At 48.1% G+C, this 13,696-nt stretch carries 13 protein-coding genes, 2 tRNA genes and 2 pseudogenes; 9 read left to right on the top strand and 8 right to left on the bottom strand.

Annotated features, from left to right (window positions below):
- Positions 1-250: pseudogene (locus SJI19_RS24895) on the top strand (hypothetical protein); the annotation flags it as partial.
- On the opposite strand, the pseudogene SJI19_RS19205 reads toward SJI19_RS24895, so the two are convergent.
- The 3 genes and pseudogenes from SJI19_RS19205 to mtfA form a co-directional block, all read right to left on the bottom strand.
- Positions 217-718 (bottom strand): annotated as a pseudogene (locus SJI19_RS19205) (GNAT family N-acetyltransferase). The pseudogenes SJI19_RS24895 and SJI19_RS19205 overlap by 34 nt on opposite strands.
- A gap of 394 nt (positions 719-1,112) precedes the next feature.
- Positions 1,113-1,188 (bottom strand) — tRNA-Asn (locus SJI19_RS19200).
- A 104-nt stretch (positions 1,189-1,292) separates the two neighbouring features.
- On the bottom strand, positions 1,293-2,069 hold the full coding sequence (gene mtfA / locus SJI19_RS19195; RefSeq protein WP_323479870.1) for a DgsA anti-repressor MtfA: 777 nt from the start codon (positions 2,067-2,069) through the stop codon (positions 1,293-1,295).
- A gap of 93 nt (positions 2,070-2,162) precedes the next feature.
- On the opposite strand from mtfA, the gene SJI19_RS19190 reads away from it, so the two are divergent.
- The 3 genes from SJI19_RS19190 (at position 2,163) to SJI19_RS19180 (ending at position 3,494) form a co-directional block, all read left to right on the top strand.
- Positions 2,163-2,252 (top strand) — tRNA-Ser (locus SJI19_RS19190).
- Between the two features lie 326 nt (positions 2,253-2,578).
- On the top strand, positions 2,579-2,905 hold the full coding sequence (locus SJI19_RS19185) for a hypothetical protein (protein WP_323479869.1): 327 nt from the start codon (positions 2,579-2,581) through the stop codon (positions 2,903-2,905).
- A gap of 16 nt (positions 2,906-2,921) precedes the next feature.
- Positions 2,922-3,494 (top strand): glycine zipper family protein, encoded by a 573-nt coding sequence (locus SJI19_RS19180; protein WP_323479868.1) that lies wholly within the window; start codon positions 2,922-2,924, stop codon positions 3,492-3,494.
- A 144-nt stretch (positions 3,495-3,638) separates the two neighbouring features.
- Here the strand turns inward: SJI19_RS19180 and SJI19_RS19175 are convergent, their stop codons facing one another.
- Positions 3,639-4,346, bottom strand: a complete 708-nt coding sequence (locus SJI19_RS19175) for a type 1 glutamine amidotransferase (RefSeq protein ID WP_323479867.1) — start codon at positions 4,344-4,346, stop codon at positions 3,639-3,641.
- 338 nt (positions 4,347-4,684) lie between these two features.
- Here SJI19_RS19175 and SJI19_RS19170 point away from each other — a divergent pair, with 338 nt between their 5' ends.
- The 4 genes from SJI19_RS19170 (at position 4,685) to apbE (ending at position 8,049) form a co-directional block, all read left to right on the top strand.
- Positions 4,685-5,593, top strand: a complete 909-nt coding sequence (locus SJI19_RS19170) for a cation diffusion facilitator family transporter (RefSeq protein WP_323479866.1) — start codon at positions 4,685-4,687, stop codon at positions 5,591-5,593.
- Positions 5,594-5,994: 401 nt separating this feature from the next.
- Positions 5,995-6,423, top strand: a complete 429-nt coding sequence (locus tag SJI19_RS19165) for a DUF6515 family protein (RefSeq protein ID WP_323479865.1) — start codon at positions 5,995-5,997, stop codon at positions 6,421-6,423.
- Positions 6,424-6,571: 148 nt separating this feature from the next.
- The gene (locus tag SJI19_RS19160) at positions 6,572-6,868 is read left to right on the top strand and encodes a hypothetical protein (RefSeq protein WP_323479864.1); all 297 of its coding nucleotides are present in this window, start codon (positions 6,572-6,574) and stop codon (positions 6,866-6,868) included.
- A 128-nt stretch (positions 6,869-6,996) separates the two neighbouring features.
- Positions 6,997-8,049, top strand: coding sequence for an FAD:protein FMN transferase ApbE (apbE, locus tag SJI19_RS19155; RefSeq protein ID WP_323479863.1), 1,053 nt, complete (start codon positions 6,997-6,999; stop codon positions 8,047-8,049).
- A gap of 918 nt (positions 8,050-8,967) precedes the next feature.
- On the opposite strand, the gene SJI19_RS19150 is transcribed toward apbE, so the two are convergent.
- The 3 genes from SJI19_RS19150 to SJI19_RS19140 form a co-directional block, all read right to left on the bottom strand.
- Positions 8,968-9,342 (bottom strand): AraC family transcriptional regulator, encoded by a 375-nt coding sequence (locus tag SJI19_RS19150; protein ID WP_323479862.1) that lies wholly within the window; start codon positions 9,340-9,342, stop codon positions 8,968-8,970.
- A gap of 202 nt (positions 9,343-9,544) precedes the next feature.
- The gene (locus tag SJI19_RS19145) at positions 9,545-10,765 is read right to left on the bottom strand and encodes a glycosyl transferase (protein ID WP_323479861.1); all 1,221 of its coding nucleotides are present in this window, start codon (positions 10,763-10,765) and stop codon (positions 9,545-9,547) included.
- Between the two features lie 53 nt (positions 10,766-10,818).
- Complete coding sequence (locus SJI19_RS19140; protein ID WP_323479860.1) at positions 10,819-11,628, bottom strand: mannosyl-3-phosphoglycerate phosphatase-related protein; 810 nt, start codon at positions 11,626-11,628, stop codon at positions 10,819-10,821.
- Positions 11,629-11,876: 248 nt separating this feature from the next.
- Between SJI19_RS19140 and dsrB the strand changes: the two genes are divergently transcribed.
- The gene (dsrB, locus tag SJI19_RS19135; RefSeq protein ID WP_323479859.1) at positions 11,877-12,077 is read left to right on the top strand and encodes a protein DsrB; all 201 of its coding nucleotides are present in this window, start codon (positions 11,877-11,879) and stop codon (positions 12,075-12,077) included.
- Between the two features lie 208 nt (positions 12,078-12,285).
- Here the strand turns inward: dsrB and rcsA are convergent, their stop codons facing one another.
- Positions 12,286-12,918, bottom strand: coding sequence for a transcriptional regulator RcsA (gene rcsA, locus SJI19_RS19130; RefSeq protein ID WP_323479858.1), 633 nt, complete (start codon positions 12,916-12,918; stop codon positions 12,286-12,288).
- Positions 12,919-13,696: the final 778 nt, after the last annotated feature.

The raw sequence follows: 13,696 nt of genomic DNA, 5'->3' as shown, positions 1-13,696 counted from the left end.
CACAGCACTGAACCCCGGAAGTGATCATAAGCCGGTTTTTCCTAATCGTGCTGAGCCTAATTCGTGGAAAAGAGCAGCGAACGAGCAATTTCAAAAATGGGCGGGTCACCATTGCTCGGTATCTGCGGGAAAACGAGATTATCAGCGGCTGCTGGCGCTTATCCGCGACTACTACATCCTGAGTTGTGGTGTGTATGGCTACCGGTGTGTGCACAGCTATTTACGTGAAATTGGTGAAATCTGCGGCTGAAAAGTATAAAGGAGACTGAATACGGTCGTCCCACCCTTGAACGGTTCACGTCTATCGATTTTATATCCGAGTACTGTATATAGTGTGATGTTCGCCTCGAACGCCTCGTTCGTCTGCAAGCGGATTTCCCCAAGCTTCAATTGAGCTGCCTTACTTTCAACATGCGCCAGTAATGTACGCCCGATTCCCATTCCCTGCCGGTGAGGGTGGATCGCTATATTTTCTATCCAAAAATGATCGGCGCCTGGCCATATTTCGATCAGGCCGACAAACTTCCCCTGCGACAATAGCGAGGTTAACATCATGCTCACGGACGGTCTTGTTAAAGTCGACCGTCATGGGAGTCGGTTCGCGACCAATAACCGAAATCCATTTGGAATAGGCAGCGCATACTATCTCACGCACTAATTCTGCTTCATCTTCTTCCGCGCGGCGTACCGAAAGGACTGCGTCAAGAGACTTGCTCATATAAACCCCTGAAGTTCGGCTTGCCACTAGAATATACAACATAGCAGGCTTTGCAATTTTGCTACTGCTTAACACTAGATGGCTGCCACCAATTTGGCCTTGCCACTGCCGGATGGTTGGCGCTAGACAGAATAACCAAAGTGTATAGCTGGAGGGAAAATTAAGAAAGAAGCCGTGCTAGCGGCCTAAAGACATAGGGTGGTCACTCCATAATCGAACTGAAATGACCCCAAATCAGACCACCAAATTCTCCTGATGCAGAGAGAAAATTGAAAATGTATCGGGAAGACTTTTCACGCTAACCTATTGCATAAAAATCATATTGGGATTCGCGCAGGTGCATGAAAAGCAAAAAGCCCGCTCAGATTTCCCTGAGCGGGCTTTTCTAGAATCTTGGCTCCTCTGACTGGACTCGAACCAGTGACATACGGATTAACAGTCCGCCGTTCTACCGACTGAACTACAGAGGAATCGCGAGAACGGGGCGAATCATATCTGGCCCCTACGGGTGTGTCAATGCAAAAAGAATTCTGTCAGTGCGATTGACCAAAGCTTAAGCAAATTCCATTAAAAATCAACTATCAGCACGGCGCTGGGCCACCAATCGCGCCAACGGATCCTGGCAATAAAATTGCACAAAGCAATGATACAGGTCGGGAAACCGCTCCGTGAACAACTCCGTAGAGCTGAAAAAATATTCTGACAATACGGCAAAACACTCCGCCGGATCGCTGGCAGCATAGGCATCCATGCTGGTGGCGTCTTCACCCACCAGATCCACCTCGTCCTGTAGATCCTCCATTGCCGCGTGCAACAGGTTTTCCCATTGCGCCACCTCGCGCAGTGAAACCATAGGGATTCCATTGGTCTTGCCAGCGTTACGTGCATCCAGCTTGTGGGCAGTTTCATGAATAATCAAATTGAAACCCGATAAATCGAACGAATCCTGGATCTCCTGCCAATTAAGCACAATCGGCCCTTGATCCCAGCTCTGACCCGAATGGACCATTTCACCGCGGTGCACCAGCCCAGCATCGTCTTGCCATTCATCATTAACGACAAATGGTGAGGGGTAAATCAGAACTTCGTGAAAGCCATCCAACCAATCGATACCTAACGCCAATACGGGCAGGGCGAACATCATGGCGATCCGCGCTTGCATGACGTCGTCTAACACGACCCCTTGCAACTGCACCAGTTTTTTTTGTTGTAAAAATTTGCCTGCCAGCATAACCAGCCTGTGCCGCTCATCTTCCGACAGCGGGGAAAACAACGGGATCGCCAAGGCCACTTGCCATAACGCAAGTGTCTCGTTGGAGGGAGTGGAACTTTTCCAAGGCCATTTTATCATCGTGTTGCTCGATAAGTCGTCACTTGATTCTTAAGGCGTCGTTAAACACTATTAAAATGCCGTAAAACAGGGCATGATAGCAACCGCAAAACTGGAGAGATGCCGGAGCGGCTGAACGGGACGGTCTCGAAAACCGTTGAAGGAGCGATCCTTCCCAGGGTTCAAATCCCTGTCTCTCCGCCATTATTCAAACATTTATCAACTAAATTTACCCAGATCGACATCTCAATCCTAAGAAATGAACATCGGCTTAGATATGCTTGTCTCAACCCCAATGTATCCCCTTTTTACACCAGCCTCCAGCGTAATCAATACCCGTTTTAATCGGTTTTTTTTTCAACAACGCCTCTATGCATTGGCGGTTTAACGCTAAACGTCTTTTTTTTCAATAACTACATTTGTATACAATTGCTGTTTATCCCTTTGCGAAATCAACGTAATCCGTGGCGAATTATTCAGGCCAGTCGGCGCTATGATGCGTGGCTAGAGGTTATTTTCTGAGGTGATATATGAAAGGGCACATAACAATATTACTTGCGGCGGGAGCGATGATGTTGTTCAGCTCAGGTTCCTTTGCCCAGGGCTATTATGGTCACGGTTATGATCATCATGGCTGGGATGGTCCGCCGCTGATCATAGGTGATCCGTGGGGGCCACCGCCGGTCTACTACGTGCCGCCGCCGATATATCTCTCACCGCCACCGGCGCAAATTTATATTGAGAAAGCACCGCAATATGCCTACTACTGTCGGAACCCGGCTGGTTATTATCCACAAATTCCACGCTGTCCGAATGGGTGGATGAAAGTTGCCGCCGATGCGCCAGCCTCACGTTGAGCGGAGGATTAACAAAATGCGTAGACCTTTTTATCTGGCTGCCGGGGTTTTCAGTCTACTGCTAACCGGCTGCGTATCTCCACCAACTCAGCCTAGCGTGATGGTGCTACCCGGTTCGGGCAAGAGTTATGAGCGCTTTGGGCAGGATCAAATAATATGTCAAAATTTGGCGCAGAACAGTGTTAACGGCAGTGCGCAGACGGCGGCCAACAACGCGGCCGGTACCGCCGCGGCGGGTACGGTTGTCGGAGCGGCGGCGGGAGCGTTGATCGGTGCGGCGTCGCATAATGCCGGTGCAGGGGCGATGGTGGGGGCGGGTACCGGTTTACTGGTCGGCAGCTCGATGGGTAATGATGTTGCCGGCAGGAGTTCAGAATCGTTGCAGGACACCTTTGACCGTATTTACACCCAATGTATGTATGCCAAGGGGAATAAAATTCCGATTGATGACCGCTATCGCCAAGTCAATCAATTTTCGTCGGCGGTTCCACCAGACTATTATCCGGCACGCCCAGTAAATAGTGCGGTGCCAGACGATGTCCAGGGGCCATCGGATAGTGGGGTCCCGCCTGATTATCCTCCTGAGTAATAATCGTTCCAGGCAAAAAAACGACGGTATTATCGGTGTGGGTTTGCGCTTTGAGTGTGGGTCAGCCGCCGTTTTTTTCGGCGGCAAACCTGGACGGAACTACTGGGGATACCTCGGAGAGTCATTTCATCGGCGGGACCATCATTATGGTGTAATGGTCTGAACAAAAGCCCGCGCAATGGACAAACCGGCGCACTCTGCTGCTGCGGAAAATTGTGCTGCATCAGCTTGCGCATGATGCTCAAGCCAGTTCGGTGCTATCAGTTCTAGGTTGTGGCGACATTCTGCGGACCACGCGGTGACGGTGGCGGCATCCGCCTCAATGTGGAATTGCATACCATAGGCGGCGCGACCGACCCGAAAACACTGGTTTGTCACCGCCGAACTGGACACCAGTCTCACGGCATGTCTGGGAAGTGAGAATGTGTCCATATGCCACTCAAAACTATGGAACTGTGCCCCTAAACCGCTAAATAGGGGATCATGCTGTCCTTCTTGCGTGATGTTGAGTGCCGTCCAGGCGAATTCACGCGCCGTACCCACGCTATTTTCTGCGCCATAAGCGCGTGCCAGGAGTTGAGCACCCAGGCAAATGCCCAGCACTGATTTGCTGGCATCGCCGAATTCGCGCAGTAGACTGGCGAGCGAGGGCAAAAAAGGATAGTCATCATCATCGAGCGCACTTTGCCAGCCGCCGGGGACAATCAGGGCATCATGTTGGTCTACGCCTGCAGGCAAACGTCCGTCCAGATAGGGTCTGAACCACTCAATATCGGCATTGACCTCCTTCAACGCCTGTAGCACCACGCCCAACCGGGTATTTTCCATGTTTTCAACAATCGCAACGCGCATAGCGTGTCTCCAGGGAAATAGAACAATAGATCTCAAAACAGGATACGTCATGGTCGACCAAGACGTTAAACGGTCGGCCTTGCTTGTTATTTGTGCGATATATTGGCACATTGCCTGGCATCAGTGTTGCTTGTTTGGATAATTCGCGCAACAGGCTCATGACAATCAGGCCGTCGGAGGTTATAGCATTGCTGGTGGCCCGGTCTACGGATGAGGAATAGGCCAGCAGATAACGTAATCACACCTGAACACTAAGGTTTTTATCTTGGCCGTTTACGTCTAAACTTGAGCCATTCTATTCTTGGCGCACGTTGCGCTCCCCCTCGGGAGAGGGTGTCATGGCTATTGAGCAACCCTATAAAAAGCTGACTCGATGGGCATCCTTGCTATCGCTTGGCGTCGCGTTGGTGTTGGTCGGCGTTAAAATATGGGCCTGGCTGCTGACCGACTCCATAGCGATGCTGACGTCGGCGGCCGACGGTCTGGTGGACGTCATGGCGTCCATGGTGACCTTAATTGGTGTTTTTTATGCTCAACGCCCTGCCGATAAGGGCCACCGATATGGTCATGGCAAGTCCGAGGCCGTGGCTGCATTCGTACAAGCGCTGCTATTGGGGGGGGCCGGTGTGGTGTTGGGTTTCGAGGCGATTGGGCGGTTGTTGCATCCACAGCCCTTGATGCAGCATGGCATCGGTATCTGGGTGATTATCGGCAGTACCCTTTGTGCCGCGGCATTAGTGACCATGCAAACTTATGTGGTCAAACGCACCGGTTCAACGGCGATTTCCGCCGATCGTGCGCATTATTTGACTGATATTGCGGTGAATCTGGCGGTATTATGTGCTCTGGTGCTATATGGGCTGTTTGGTTGGATGCGCTCGGACGCCGTTGGCGCGTTGGCCATCTCCTGCTTTATGGTGTGGAATGCGCGCGGCATGGCCTTGTCCGCCCTCAGGCAACTCTTGGACCAGGAGTTGGATATGGCGGATCGTCAGCGGATCCGCGCTGCCGCCATGAGTTGCGAAGGTGTGTGCGGTGTGCATGATATCCGCACACGCAACGGGGGCGACCGGGTATTTGTCGAACTGCATGTGGAAGTGGCGGGTCAACTTTCGGTGGATGTCGGCCATGATATCGGTGATGCGGCTGAAGCAGCGGTTAGGCGATTGTTCCCTGCGGCTGAAGTGCTAGCGCATCTTGAACCGGCGGGCATTGTCGATGAACGCCTTGACGATTTGGTTAAATAACCTGGTGGTCGAGTTCGGCATTACACACTTTGGTATAAAAAAAACACCCACCAAACAACCGTGGGTGTCAAACATCACGTAAGTCAGTTCTGGAGCGAACTGACTTAAGTAAAATAACATCAAGACAGCTGGACATCCAATGAGAAAAGCTAATCTTATCAGCTGTAATATTTAAATAAATTATGCGGTTACAACGTATTTCACTTTGTTACCACAATATCGCGTATCTTTGTCGTGCTTTGCCTTAAAGCGGCTTATATCCGCGCATTTGGAATGACAAAATGTATTAACGTAGCGTAAATAATACGTTATGGCCGACTAAAGATCGGTAAATCGGCTTGCTGAAGGGCTGAAGTAGGTCTGTTATTAGAGTATGGCGGCCGTTTTTATAAAGGTGTGTTATGAAAAAATTACTTAGCTTTATTTTATCGCTTAGCCTCTTGGCGCCGGTAGCCGGTTTTGCTGGCCCGGGCTGGGATCACCATGGCCATGGTGGACCGGATTGGTATGATGGACATCGTGGTTGGGGCCCTGGCGGCGCGCCGCATCGTGGGGCCAGATTCGATTTCCTGCCAGGTGTCGCGGCGACTGTACTGGTGGCTGGACTGACCTATTATGTGTTGAATGGCATTTATTATCAGCGCCAGAATAACCAATATGTTGTTGTTGATGCGCCCCCTGCGCCTAGGGTATATGAATCTGGTGGCATCAACGGCAATATGTCAGTAGTGGATATCAATGGTGAGCGTTTTTACGTCAATCAGGGGCACTATTACCGTCGTAGTATTAACGGACAATATTTTGAAGTACCGCGTCCGGCCGGTTTATAAGTAAGGTATCATTGCTTATGATGGTTAGCATATCCGACGTTGTGCTCAATCATCATCGTGATGTCAGTACCCGCTGCTGAAACTCAAATGCCCACCGGGACATTGCGTCCCGGTGGACCGCAGCCAGAATGGGATAAGAGAGGTAAATATGGCCCAAGATCCGCTTTATGAGGCCCTGCTCGCCCGCATTGAGGCATTGGAGGCACGAGAACAGCAGTTAACCGTGACATCCCACGCCTATCAGGTTGTGATCACCACCATCCTAGGAACTATTGATACACAAACCCGTGACCGGATTATTTCTATGGTAGATGAAGCCCATGAAATCGCCTATTCACAGGCCGTCAATCGTCGCGATAAAAGGCTGTCCGAGGTTATCAAGGGCGCCGATGAAATCGTGCAGCGAATGTTTAATTTTGCCCAGGGGGGCAATCACCTCGAATAATTATTGACCCTATCGCGCGGGTTTTGGGCTATCCGGCCTGGTTTTTGCAACTGCTTTTTGCGATGCAGTGTTAACGTATTAACATGGACACCGACGGCGCATAGCCTTTTCGCGGGAGTAGTCAGTACATGAACCAATTAGTCGTATTCGCGCTGAGCGGCGCGTTGTTGCTTACCGGGTGTGACAAGCCCCAGGTACAGCACGACGCACCGGCCTGGACGGCGGAAGGTAAGACCATGGGGACCTTTTATCGGGTCACGGTGGCGGATGCACCGCCCGAGGCCTTGGTGGGTTTGAAACAACAAATCAGCCAATTGCTTGAAGAGGATAACCATGAGTTATCTACCTACCAATCTGATAGCAATTTGTCGCATTTCAATCAATATGCCGGCACCGATCCCCAACGCATTACCACCGGAATGGCGGAGATCATCAGTACTGCACTGCGTATTGGTGTGAAAACTGAAGGGGCGATGGATATTACCGTGGGTCCACTGGTCAATTTGTGGGGGTTTGGACCTGACAAACAACCGATAAAGATGCCCGATCAACAGCAAATCGACGCTGCCCGGCGTCTTGTCGGGTTGCGTCATTTGACGTTGAGTGAAAATGTACAAGGCCAATGGTTGCAAAAGGATTTGCCCAACTTGTATGTGGATTTATCAACCCTGGGTGAAGGATATGCCACCGATCATGTGGCCAGATTGTTGGAAAAAAGAGGCGTGAACCGTTATTTGGTTTCGGTGGGCGGGGCGGTCATCACCCGAGGTGTGTCGCCAACGGGACGGCCTTGGCGGGTGGCTATTCAGCGCCCAACCGACAAGGAGGACGTTGCTCAGGCGATTGTGGATTTACAAGGTCATGGGATCAGTACCTCGGGAAGTTATCGCAACTACTATGAATTAGACGGTAAACGCCTGTCACATATCATTGATCCTGCTACCGGTCGTCCTATTGAACATAAACTGGTCTCCGCCACGGTGATTGCCACCACCGCGCTGGAAGCCGATGGTTGGGACACTGGATTGATGGTGCTAGGTACTCAGAAGGCCAAGGACCTGGCCCTACGCGAAGGGTTGGCGGTCTATCTGATAACCAAAACTGCGGATGGTTTTACCACCTGGATGTCGCCACAGTTCAAAGCCTTCGTGATAAGCCAAGCGCAGGTTTCAGCATCCTGAAAAGTCTCGTACTTTGTGGCAAAGAAAGATCTGTTGAGGGCGATGCAACGCCATGTACGCTTGCAATTCTCGGCAAGTTTTGATAACTCTAAGACTCCCCCTGGCGTTATCGGGGAGTCTTTTGGTAAGCCCCTAAATCTGACAAATAAGCGAGGTGTTTATGAGTAGAGGTAAGGATAAGTCAGCCAAGAAGAGGCCAGAGAAAACGCTGAAGGAAAAACGTGCAGACAAAAAGAGCAAAAAGGACGTTGATATCTAAGTTATAGTTCTTTTGCCTTCACAGACATACCCGGCTCATCCGCCGGGTTTTTTTTGTTCGTCATGCCCTGACCACGCCTTACAGTCGCCCACTCAAGAACAAAACAGGGCGAAGTGAGCACAACAACGCAACGATCAATGTCGAGAGGGGGATATGACGTGAATCACACCCATTGAGGTATCAGAACCCTTCAATCAATAAGTCTATTTAAACATCTATTAGTAAATTTAATGTGGGGATAATTTATCAGGAAGAATTCGGGAGCGTGTTAACTCATTATTTAACTGAAAAAACACATGGTGATTATAAAAGGAAAATTATTTTGATATTTATCAACGCGTATGAAAAAAACCCGCTGAAAACAGCGGGTAAAATGACTTCTTAAGTTACACCAGGGAAATTAGTCTTACATTCGCATATTACGCTAAATTAGCGTAAATACTAGATGTTTAAATAATATTTTACTAAAGTGAAATAATACGAATAAGCTAACTAAATTAAACAGTGAAAAACATGTCAAACGAGAGAATGCTATCCTATTGATTAATAGTATTTATTTTAAGAAAAACTTGTACATGAGAAATTTAAAATATAATTTTCATACAAAATTATTTTTTATAATAAGATTTTCCTGAGGTAAATAAAATACTCGTTTCTTGCTAAACATAACTCAGCGGCGCGGTTAAACGTAATGCAAGCGATAGATTGTTCCGGCACATTTGTGGTGTTACGCCAAAATATTTTTTAAACAATGTCGTGAATTGCGATTGGGAATTGAACCCATAATCCAGGGCAATATCAATGATTCGATTATCGGTGTTACGCAAGCGGTACACTGCCTCGGTTAATTTACGCTCGCGAATGTAACGTCCTATCGCCATGCCGGTCGTTGCGCGAAAAACGCCCTGCATATGCCACACCGAGTACCCTGAGCGTTCTGCAAGTTCAGGTAGGGCAATATCACGATCAAGATGATCCTCTATCCACTGCGCGAGAGCGGCGACCAATGGTTCGTTCGGTTTGATTTCGCGCATACTGTGATTCTATCCCCGTGGCCGTAATGACCCTATACAAATCTATGGGCCGTGGCGCATATTTTAGAGAACATTCTACCGGGGGCAAGAAAAAACCTATTGCAAACCCATACTCTTGGCGCCCACCAACGGATGAGCGCCGATCGATGATTATTGTTCGATAGAACGGGTCTGCGAGTCACGGCGAATAGCGCATTCGTGCTTACACGTCGCCATGGTTGTCCTCTTCGACAGCATCGTAGATGCGCTGCATAATATCCGGGAAAGCGGATTGTACCCGACTCCAGCTTGGAATGAAGGGTTTATCATTGGGTCGTTCAATAAAAGCCTGGCCAGCATCCAGAATACATTGCATAAACAACTCTACTGCGGCTTCCTCGCTATGCTGATCAAATTTCAGGCCATTCATGATGGCATCGTGGTGGTAGAATTCCAAAATATCGAGCGCATTACGATAATAAGTCGCTTTCAGCACACGAAAGGAGTCACTGGTCAAATTAACACCCATGGTGGCCATCTTACGGTAGAGCGACTGGATAATATCATTACTCATCCTTTTTAGCCCACCTGAACCATCCTCCTCTGCCAAGGGTTGATGTTTGTGATCGTAATTATTGGCGATTTCTACCTGACAGATGTGATTGGGCGAATAGTTACGATAAATTTCTGACAATAGTCCGATTTCCAATCCCCAATCGCCGGGGATCTTCATATCATGCATCACCCGGGTGCGCATGGCGAATTCACCGGACAGGGGGTAGCGGAAACTGTTCAGGTAGTCGAGATAGGGTGATCCACCATAAACATTTTCCAGCGAACGCAGCAACGGGCCGACCAGCAGACGCACCACCCGACCATTCATTTTGCCGTCGGCTACCCTGGCATAAAAACCTTTGCAAAATTCATAGTTGAACTTTGGATGCACCACCGGATAGAGTAGCCGGGCTAGCATGCCACGTTCATAAGTGACGATATCGCAGTCATGCAGTGCCACCGCCAGGGTACGATCGGAGGCGAGAGTATAACCGGTACAAAACCAAACATTGCGCCCCTTGCCGGGTTCGGTGGGGGATAACCCCTCTTTTTCCAGTTCGGCGTCAATAGATTTTAAACGTGGACCATCGTTCCATAAAATGCGGTGATGTTGCGGCAGACGCGAAAAAAAATCACGGGCATAGAGAAATTGGTCGCGGTTGGCGCGATCCAAACCAATCACAATTTCCTCTAGGTAGGGCACCTTGGCTATCTCATCGATAATATGCGCCAGAGCAGGGCCTTCCAGTTCAGAAAACAGTGAAGGTAAAATCAAACCCATCTTGCGTTTTTTGGCAAAACCCACCAGTTCAGCTTCTAGCGCCTCGACCTTACGATCAGATAAATTATGAAAGTTGGCAATAATTCCATTTTGATGAAAATCGCTCATATAGAGTCTCCCCAAGCCGGGTTATGGCTTAATTATTGTTATCCGCACTGCACTCAGGTCGGAGTGATAAAATGATCCATTCCTTCGCTCCATCCCTCTGGTCCATAGGCTGTGGTGCGATAAATCTGCTGTTGTCGCGGGTCAAGTGCCATCGGGCTATTGCTGTACCCTTTGATAATGACTGCATAATCCACCTCGTTAAGCATTGAAATATCGTTTGGGCCGTCGCCTAATCCCAGCGATCGCCATGATCGCCCATCCTGTTGATGAAAATGTTGCAACAATTGTCGAACTGCGGCGCCTTTGCTGCTATTGGCGGACATCACATGATAAAAACGTCCTCCCTGCGTCACGCTCAGCCCTTCTGTAGCCAGTAAGGACGTAAATTCAGCTAACCGCACATCGCTGTCGCGCCAGATAAACGCCTCTGAGGCTTCCCGCTGTTGGGCAAGCATGGCTTGTTGCGGTGCGAGGCCAGTCCATTCTCCGATCACCTTCTCATCGACATCACCGAAGCCCAGAAACCTAAACCCTTTCACGTCCCGCAAGCGCTGTATGATTGTGCGAATGGTGTCGTAATCATAACCCCTGATTTTTATCGGCGACGCATCGGTGAATAAGGGCGACGTTAATTGCACCAAAGCGCCATTTTCGGCGATGAAAGGTAATCCCTGCAAACCCATGCTGGCCTGCAGTGGTACGATCTCGGCGGTGGTTTTGCTTGAACAAAGGATCACCGGTACCTGTGCGGCGATTAACTTATCAAGCCATAGTGCCGCTGGCTGCCAACTGTAAGTATGGTGGTCCAATAATGAACCGTCCAAATCGGTTATAACAACCAACGGGTCTTGCAAATCCGGCATGTTTTCCGCCCTGTGATAACCATAGTGATGAATGTTGTTTGCAGAAAAGAGTATATACGATGCTTAAATAAAGCGACGGTTTTAGCCGGCATTCACCGTGGTGGTGGTTACTCCTTAACCCGTAAAGATGAATTTACATTTATAAATCAAAGGTTAATCTTTAAATTATGCGTGTACCAGAATGCGATTGGCTGACTGATGAGTGCGTTTGTACTAAACTGTCCTTTAGGCATTTAATGAGGTTAGGCATGAAATTACATGAACGGGTGACGGTTAAAACCGACGGTGGACCACGACGAATAGGGACTATCCAGGCAATTGAAGAGTTCAGCGAAGGTGTGATGTATCTCGTGGCGCTTGATGAATACCCAACCGGAATCTGGTTCTTTAACGAAACCAGTCATCCGGATGGAATTTTTGTGGAGCCGTTGACTGAACCCGCTAAATAATGTCCCGGCGCGGACATCTATAGCCTAAATAGTTCGAGTTGCAGGCAGGCGGCGACGCATAAGCAAACCTGTCTGCAGAAGCAGATTTGAACGCGACGTGTCGCGACCCCCGTTAGAGCAAGGCCCAGGGAAGGGCCCAGTATTGCCAACGTACCTGCAACTTGAAGTATGACGGGTATATATCGGTGGGCACCAAATGGTTAGGGCGCTAGCGCGCGTTAACGTAAATACCCGTGGTCACGGTGTCTGTCAACCTGACAACATGATAAATAACCTGTTTATTATGCGTTTTGATCTTGCGCTTGATATTGCCTTTATGGGAGGAAACCGTCTTGGCCTTGATCTGCATGCTGTCGGAAATTTGAATGGTGTCATGACCTGACATCCACATGCGCAACATATCTGACTCGGTTTGGCTTAATCTTACAGGATTAAGGTCTAGTACTGATTTATGATCAGTGTCTGCACACTTGTGTTGGTTGTAGCCATTGAGCAGCGAGTTTAGGATAGTAGGTTTAATCGATTTTGAGGTAATGATCAGATTGTTACGTACAAACAAATAATCTTCGAAATGGATGTTAGTCATCGCCATAAAAATGAAAAATAGCGTTTCTGGATGTTGGGTGATGATCCCTTTGATTCGTTCAGTGGCATCCTGCTCGTGAATGAAACACGCCTCATTGACAAAGACTACGTCTGGTTTGATGCGAGAGCATCGATTCTGCAATTGGCCGATGTCAGGTACTATGCTGATATTACGCCGTTTTACGCCGAAATCCGTTAAAAAACCCGTTAGACCAAGACGGGTATAACTACATGTATCCATAATAATTGTTGGCATAGCGCACCCTCATTAAAATTGGTTTATCTGATTTAATCAATGATAAAATGCTTTCCTTTGGCCTTAAGGTTTCATAAAGATTTACAGTTGACTCATGTTTTAACAACAATCTATGAATGAGTTCAATGAAAATTTTTTGAGATCGCTTTCGCAAAAGTAAATCGATAAATTTGACTTATGTCTGTTGACGTCGAAGGTGCGGTTAGCGCTACCGGGGGCGTCAATAGCAGGTCCGTCGGCAGTACAAAATGTCAAGTAGCAATGGGCTTCTTCGTAAAGACAAGCACTATATTTGAAAAACCATGTTACAAATTAGTAATTTAAAACATAAGAAAAATTAATCATTTTTTATATATTTATTTTTAATGTTCGAAAATTGTTGTTTTGCAAAATGTAACGAACAATTATGGTTTTTCCTTCACTTTATCAGTACATTAAATAACATGTTTACAATCTGTAATAATCATACTGATCCTTTCACCGGCTTATGTTGTGCAGAAAGTGTATTTAATGGTCATTTATGCGGCTAAAATATAAAATTCTTATACAATTTTCTGCGCAAAATGAACATTTTTATAGCATATAAGCAAAGGTTTTACTCTAGCAGACAACTGATTTATCGAATATGTTGAAGTATCGGTGAGTAATGAACTTTACAATGTGCCTGGTGTGATCAGGGACCCGTTTGCAACACACTTGGGGTTTAGTGCATTTTTTTAAACCAACGCGATCCCGGTGGTGTGGCGTCCAATGGGAGGTAATGAGACTTTAGTGACCA

This window comes from Acerihabitans sp. TG2, from assembly GCF_035013185.1.
GTDB lineage: Bacteria > Pseudomonadota > Gammaproteobacteria > Enterobacterales > Enterobacteriaceae > Acerihabitans.
The sequence above is the reverse complement of the archived record's forward strand: the minus strand, read 5'-3'. Positions and strand labels throughout refer to the sequence as shown.

Bases quoted from the DNA above. Each gene is read 5' to 3' on its own strand.
- mtfA (WP_323479870.1), bottom strand. From the start codon at position 2,069: ATGATAAAATGGCCTTGGAAAAGTTCCACTCCCTCCAACGAGACACTT.
- SJI19_RS19145 (WP_323479861.1), bottom strand. From the start codon at position 10,765: ATGAGCGATTTTCATCAAAATGGAATTATTGCCAACTTTCATAATTTA.
- SJI19_RS19165 (WP_323479865.1), top strand. From the start codon at position 5,995: ATGAAAAAATTACTTAGCTTTATTTTATCGCTTAGCCTCTTGGCGCCG.
- SJI19_RS19140 (WP_323479860.1), bottom strand. From the start codon at position 11,628: ATGCCGGATTTGCAAGACCCGTTGGTTGTTATAACCGATTTGGACGGT.
- SJI19_RS19185 (WP_323479869.1), top strand. From the start codon at position 2,579: ATGAAAGGGCACATAACAATATTACTTGCGGCGGGAGCGATGATGTTG.
- dsrB (WP_323479859.1), top strand. From the start codon at position 11,877: ATGAAATTACATGAACGGGTGACGGTTAAAACCGACGGTGGACCACGA.
- apbE (WP_323479863.1), top strand. From the start codon at position 6,997: ATGAACCAATTAGTCGTATTCGCGCTGAGCGGCGCGTTGTTGCTTACC.
- SJI19_RS19150 (WP_323479862.1), bottom strand. From the start codon at position 9,342: ATGCGCGAAATCAAACCGAACGAACCATTGGTCGCCGCTCTCGCGCAG.
- SJI19_RS19180 (WP_323479868.1), top strand. From the start codon at position 2,922: ATGCGTAGACCTTTTTATCTGGCTGCCGGGGTTTTCAGTCTACTGCTA.
- SJI19_RS19170 (WP_323479866.1), top strand. From the start codon at position 4,685: ATGGCTATTGAGCAACCCTATAAAAAGCTGACTCGATGGGCATCCTTG.
- SJI19_RS19175 (WP_323479867.1), bottom strand. From the start codon at position 4,346: ATGCGCGTTGCGATTGTTGAAAACATGGAAAATACCCGGTTGGGCGTG.
- rcsA (WP_323479858.1), bottom strand. From the start codon at position 12,918: ATGCCAACAATTATTATGGATACATGTAGTTATACCCGTCTTGGTCTA.
- SJI19_RS19160 (WP_323479864.1), top strand. From the start codon at position 6,572: ATGGCCCAAGATCCGCTTTATGAGGCCCTGCTCGCCCGCATTGAGGCA.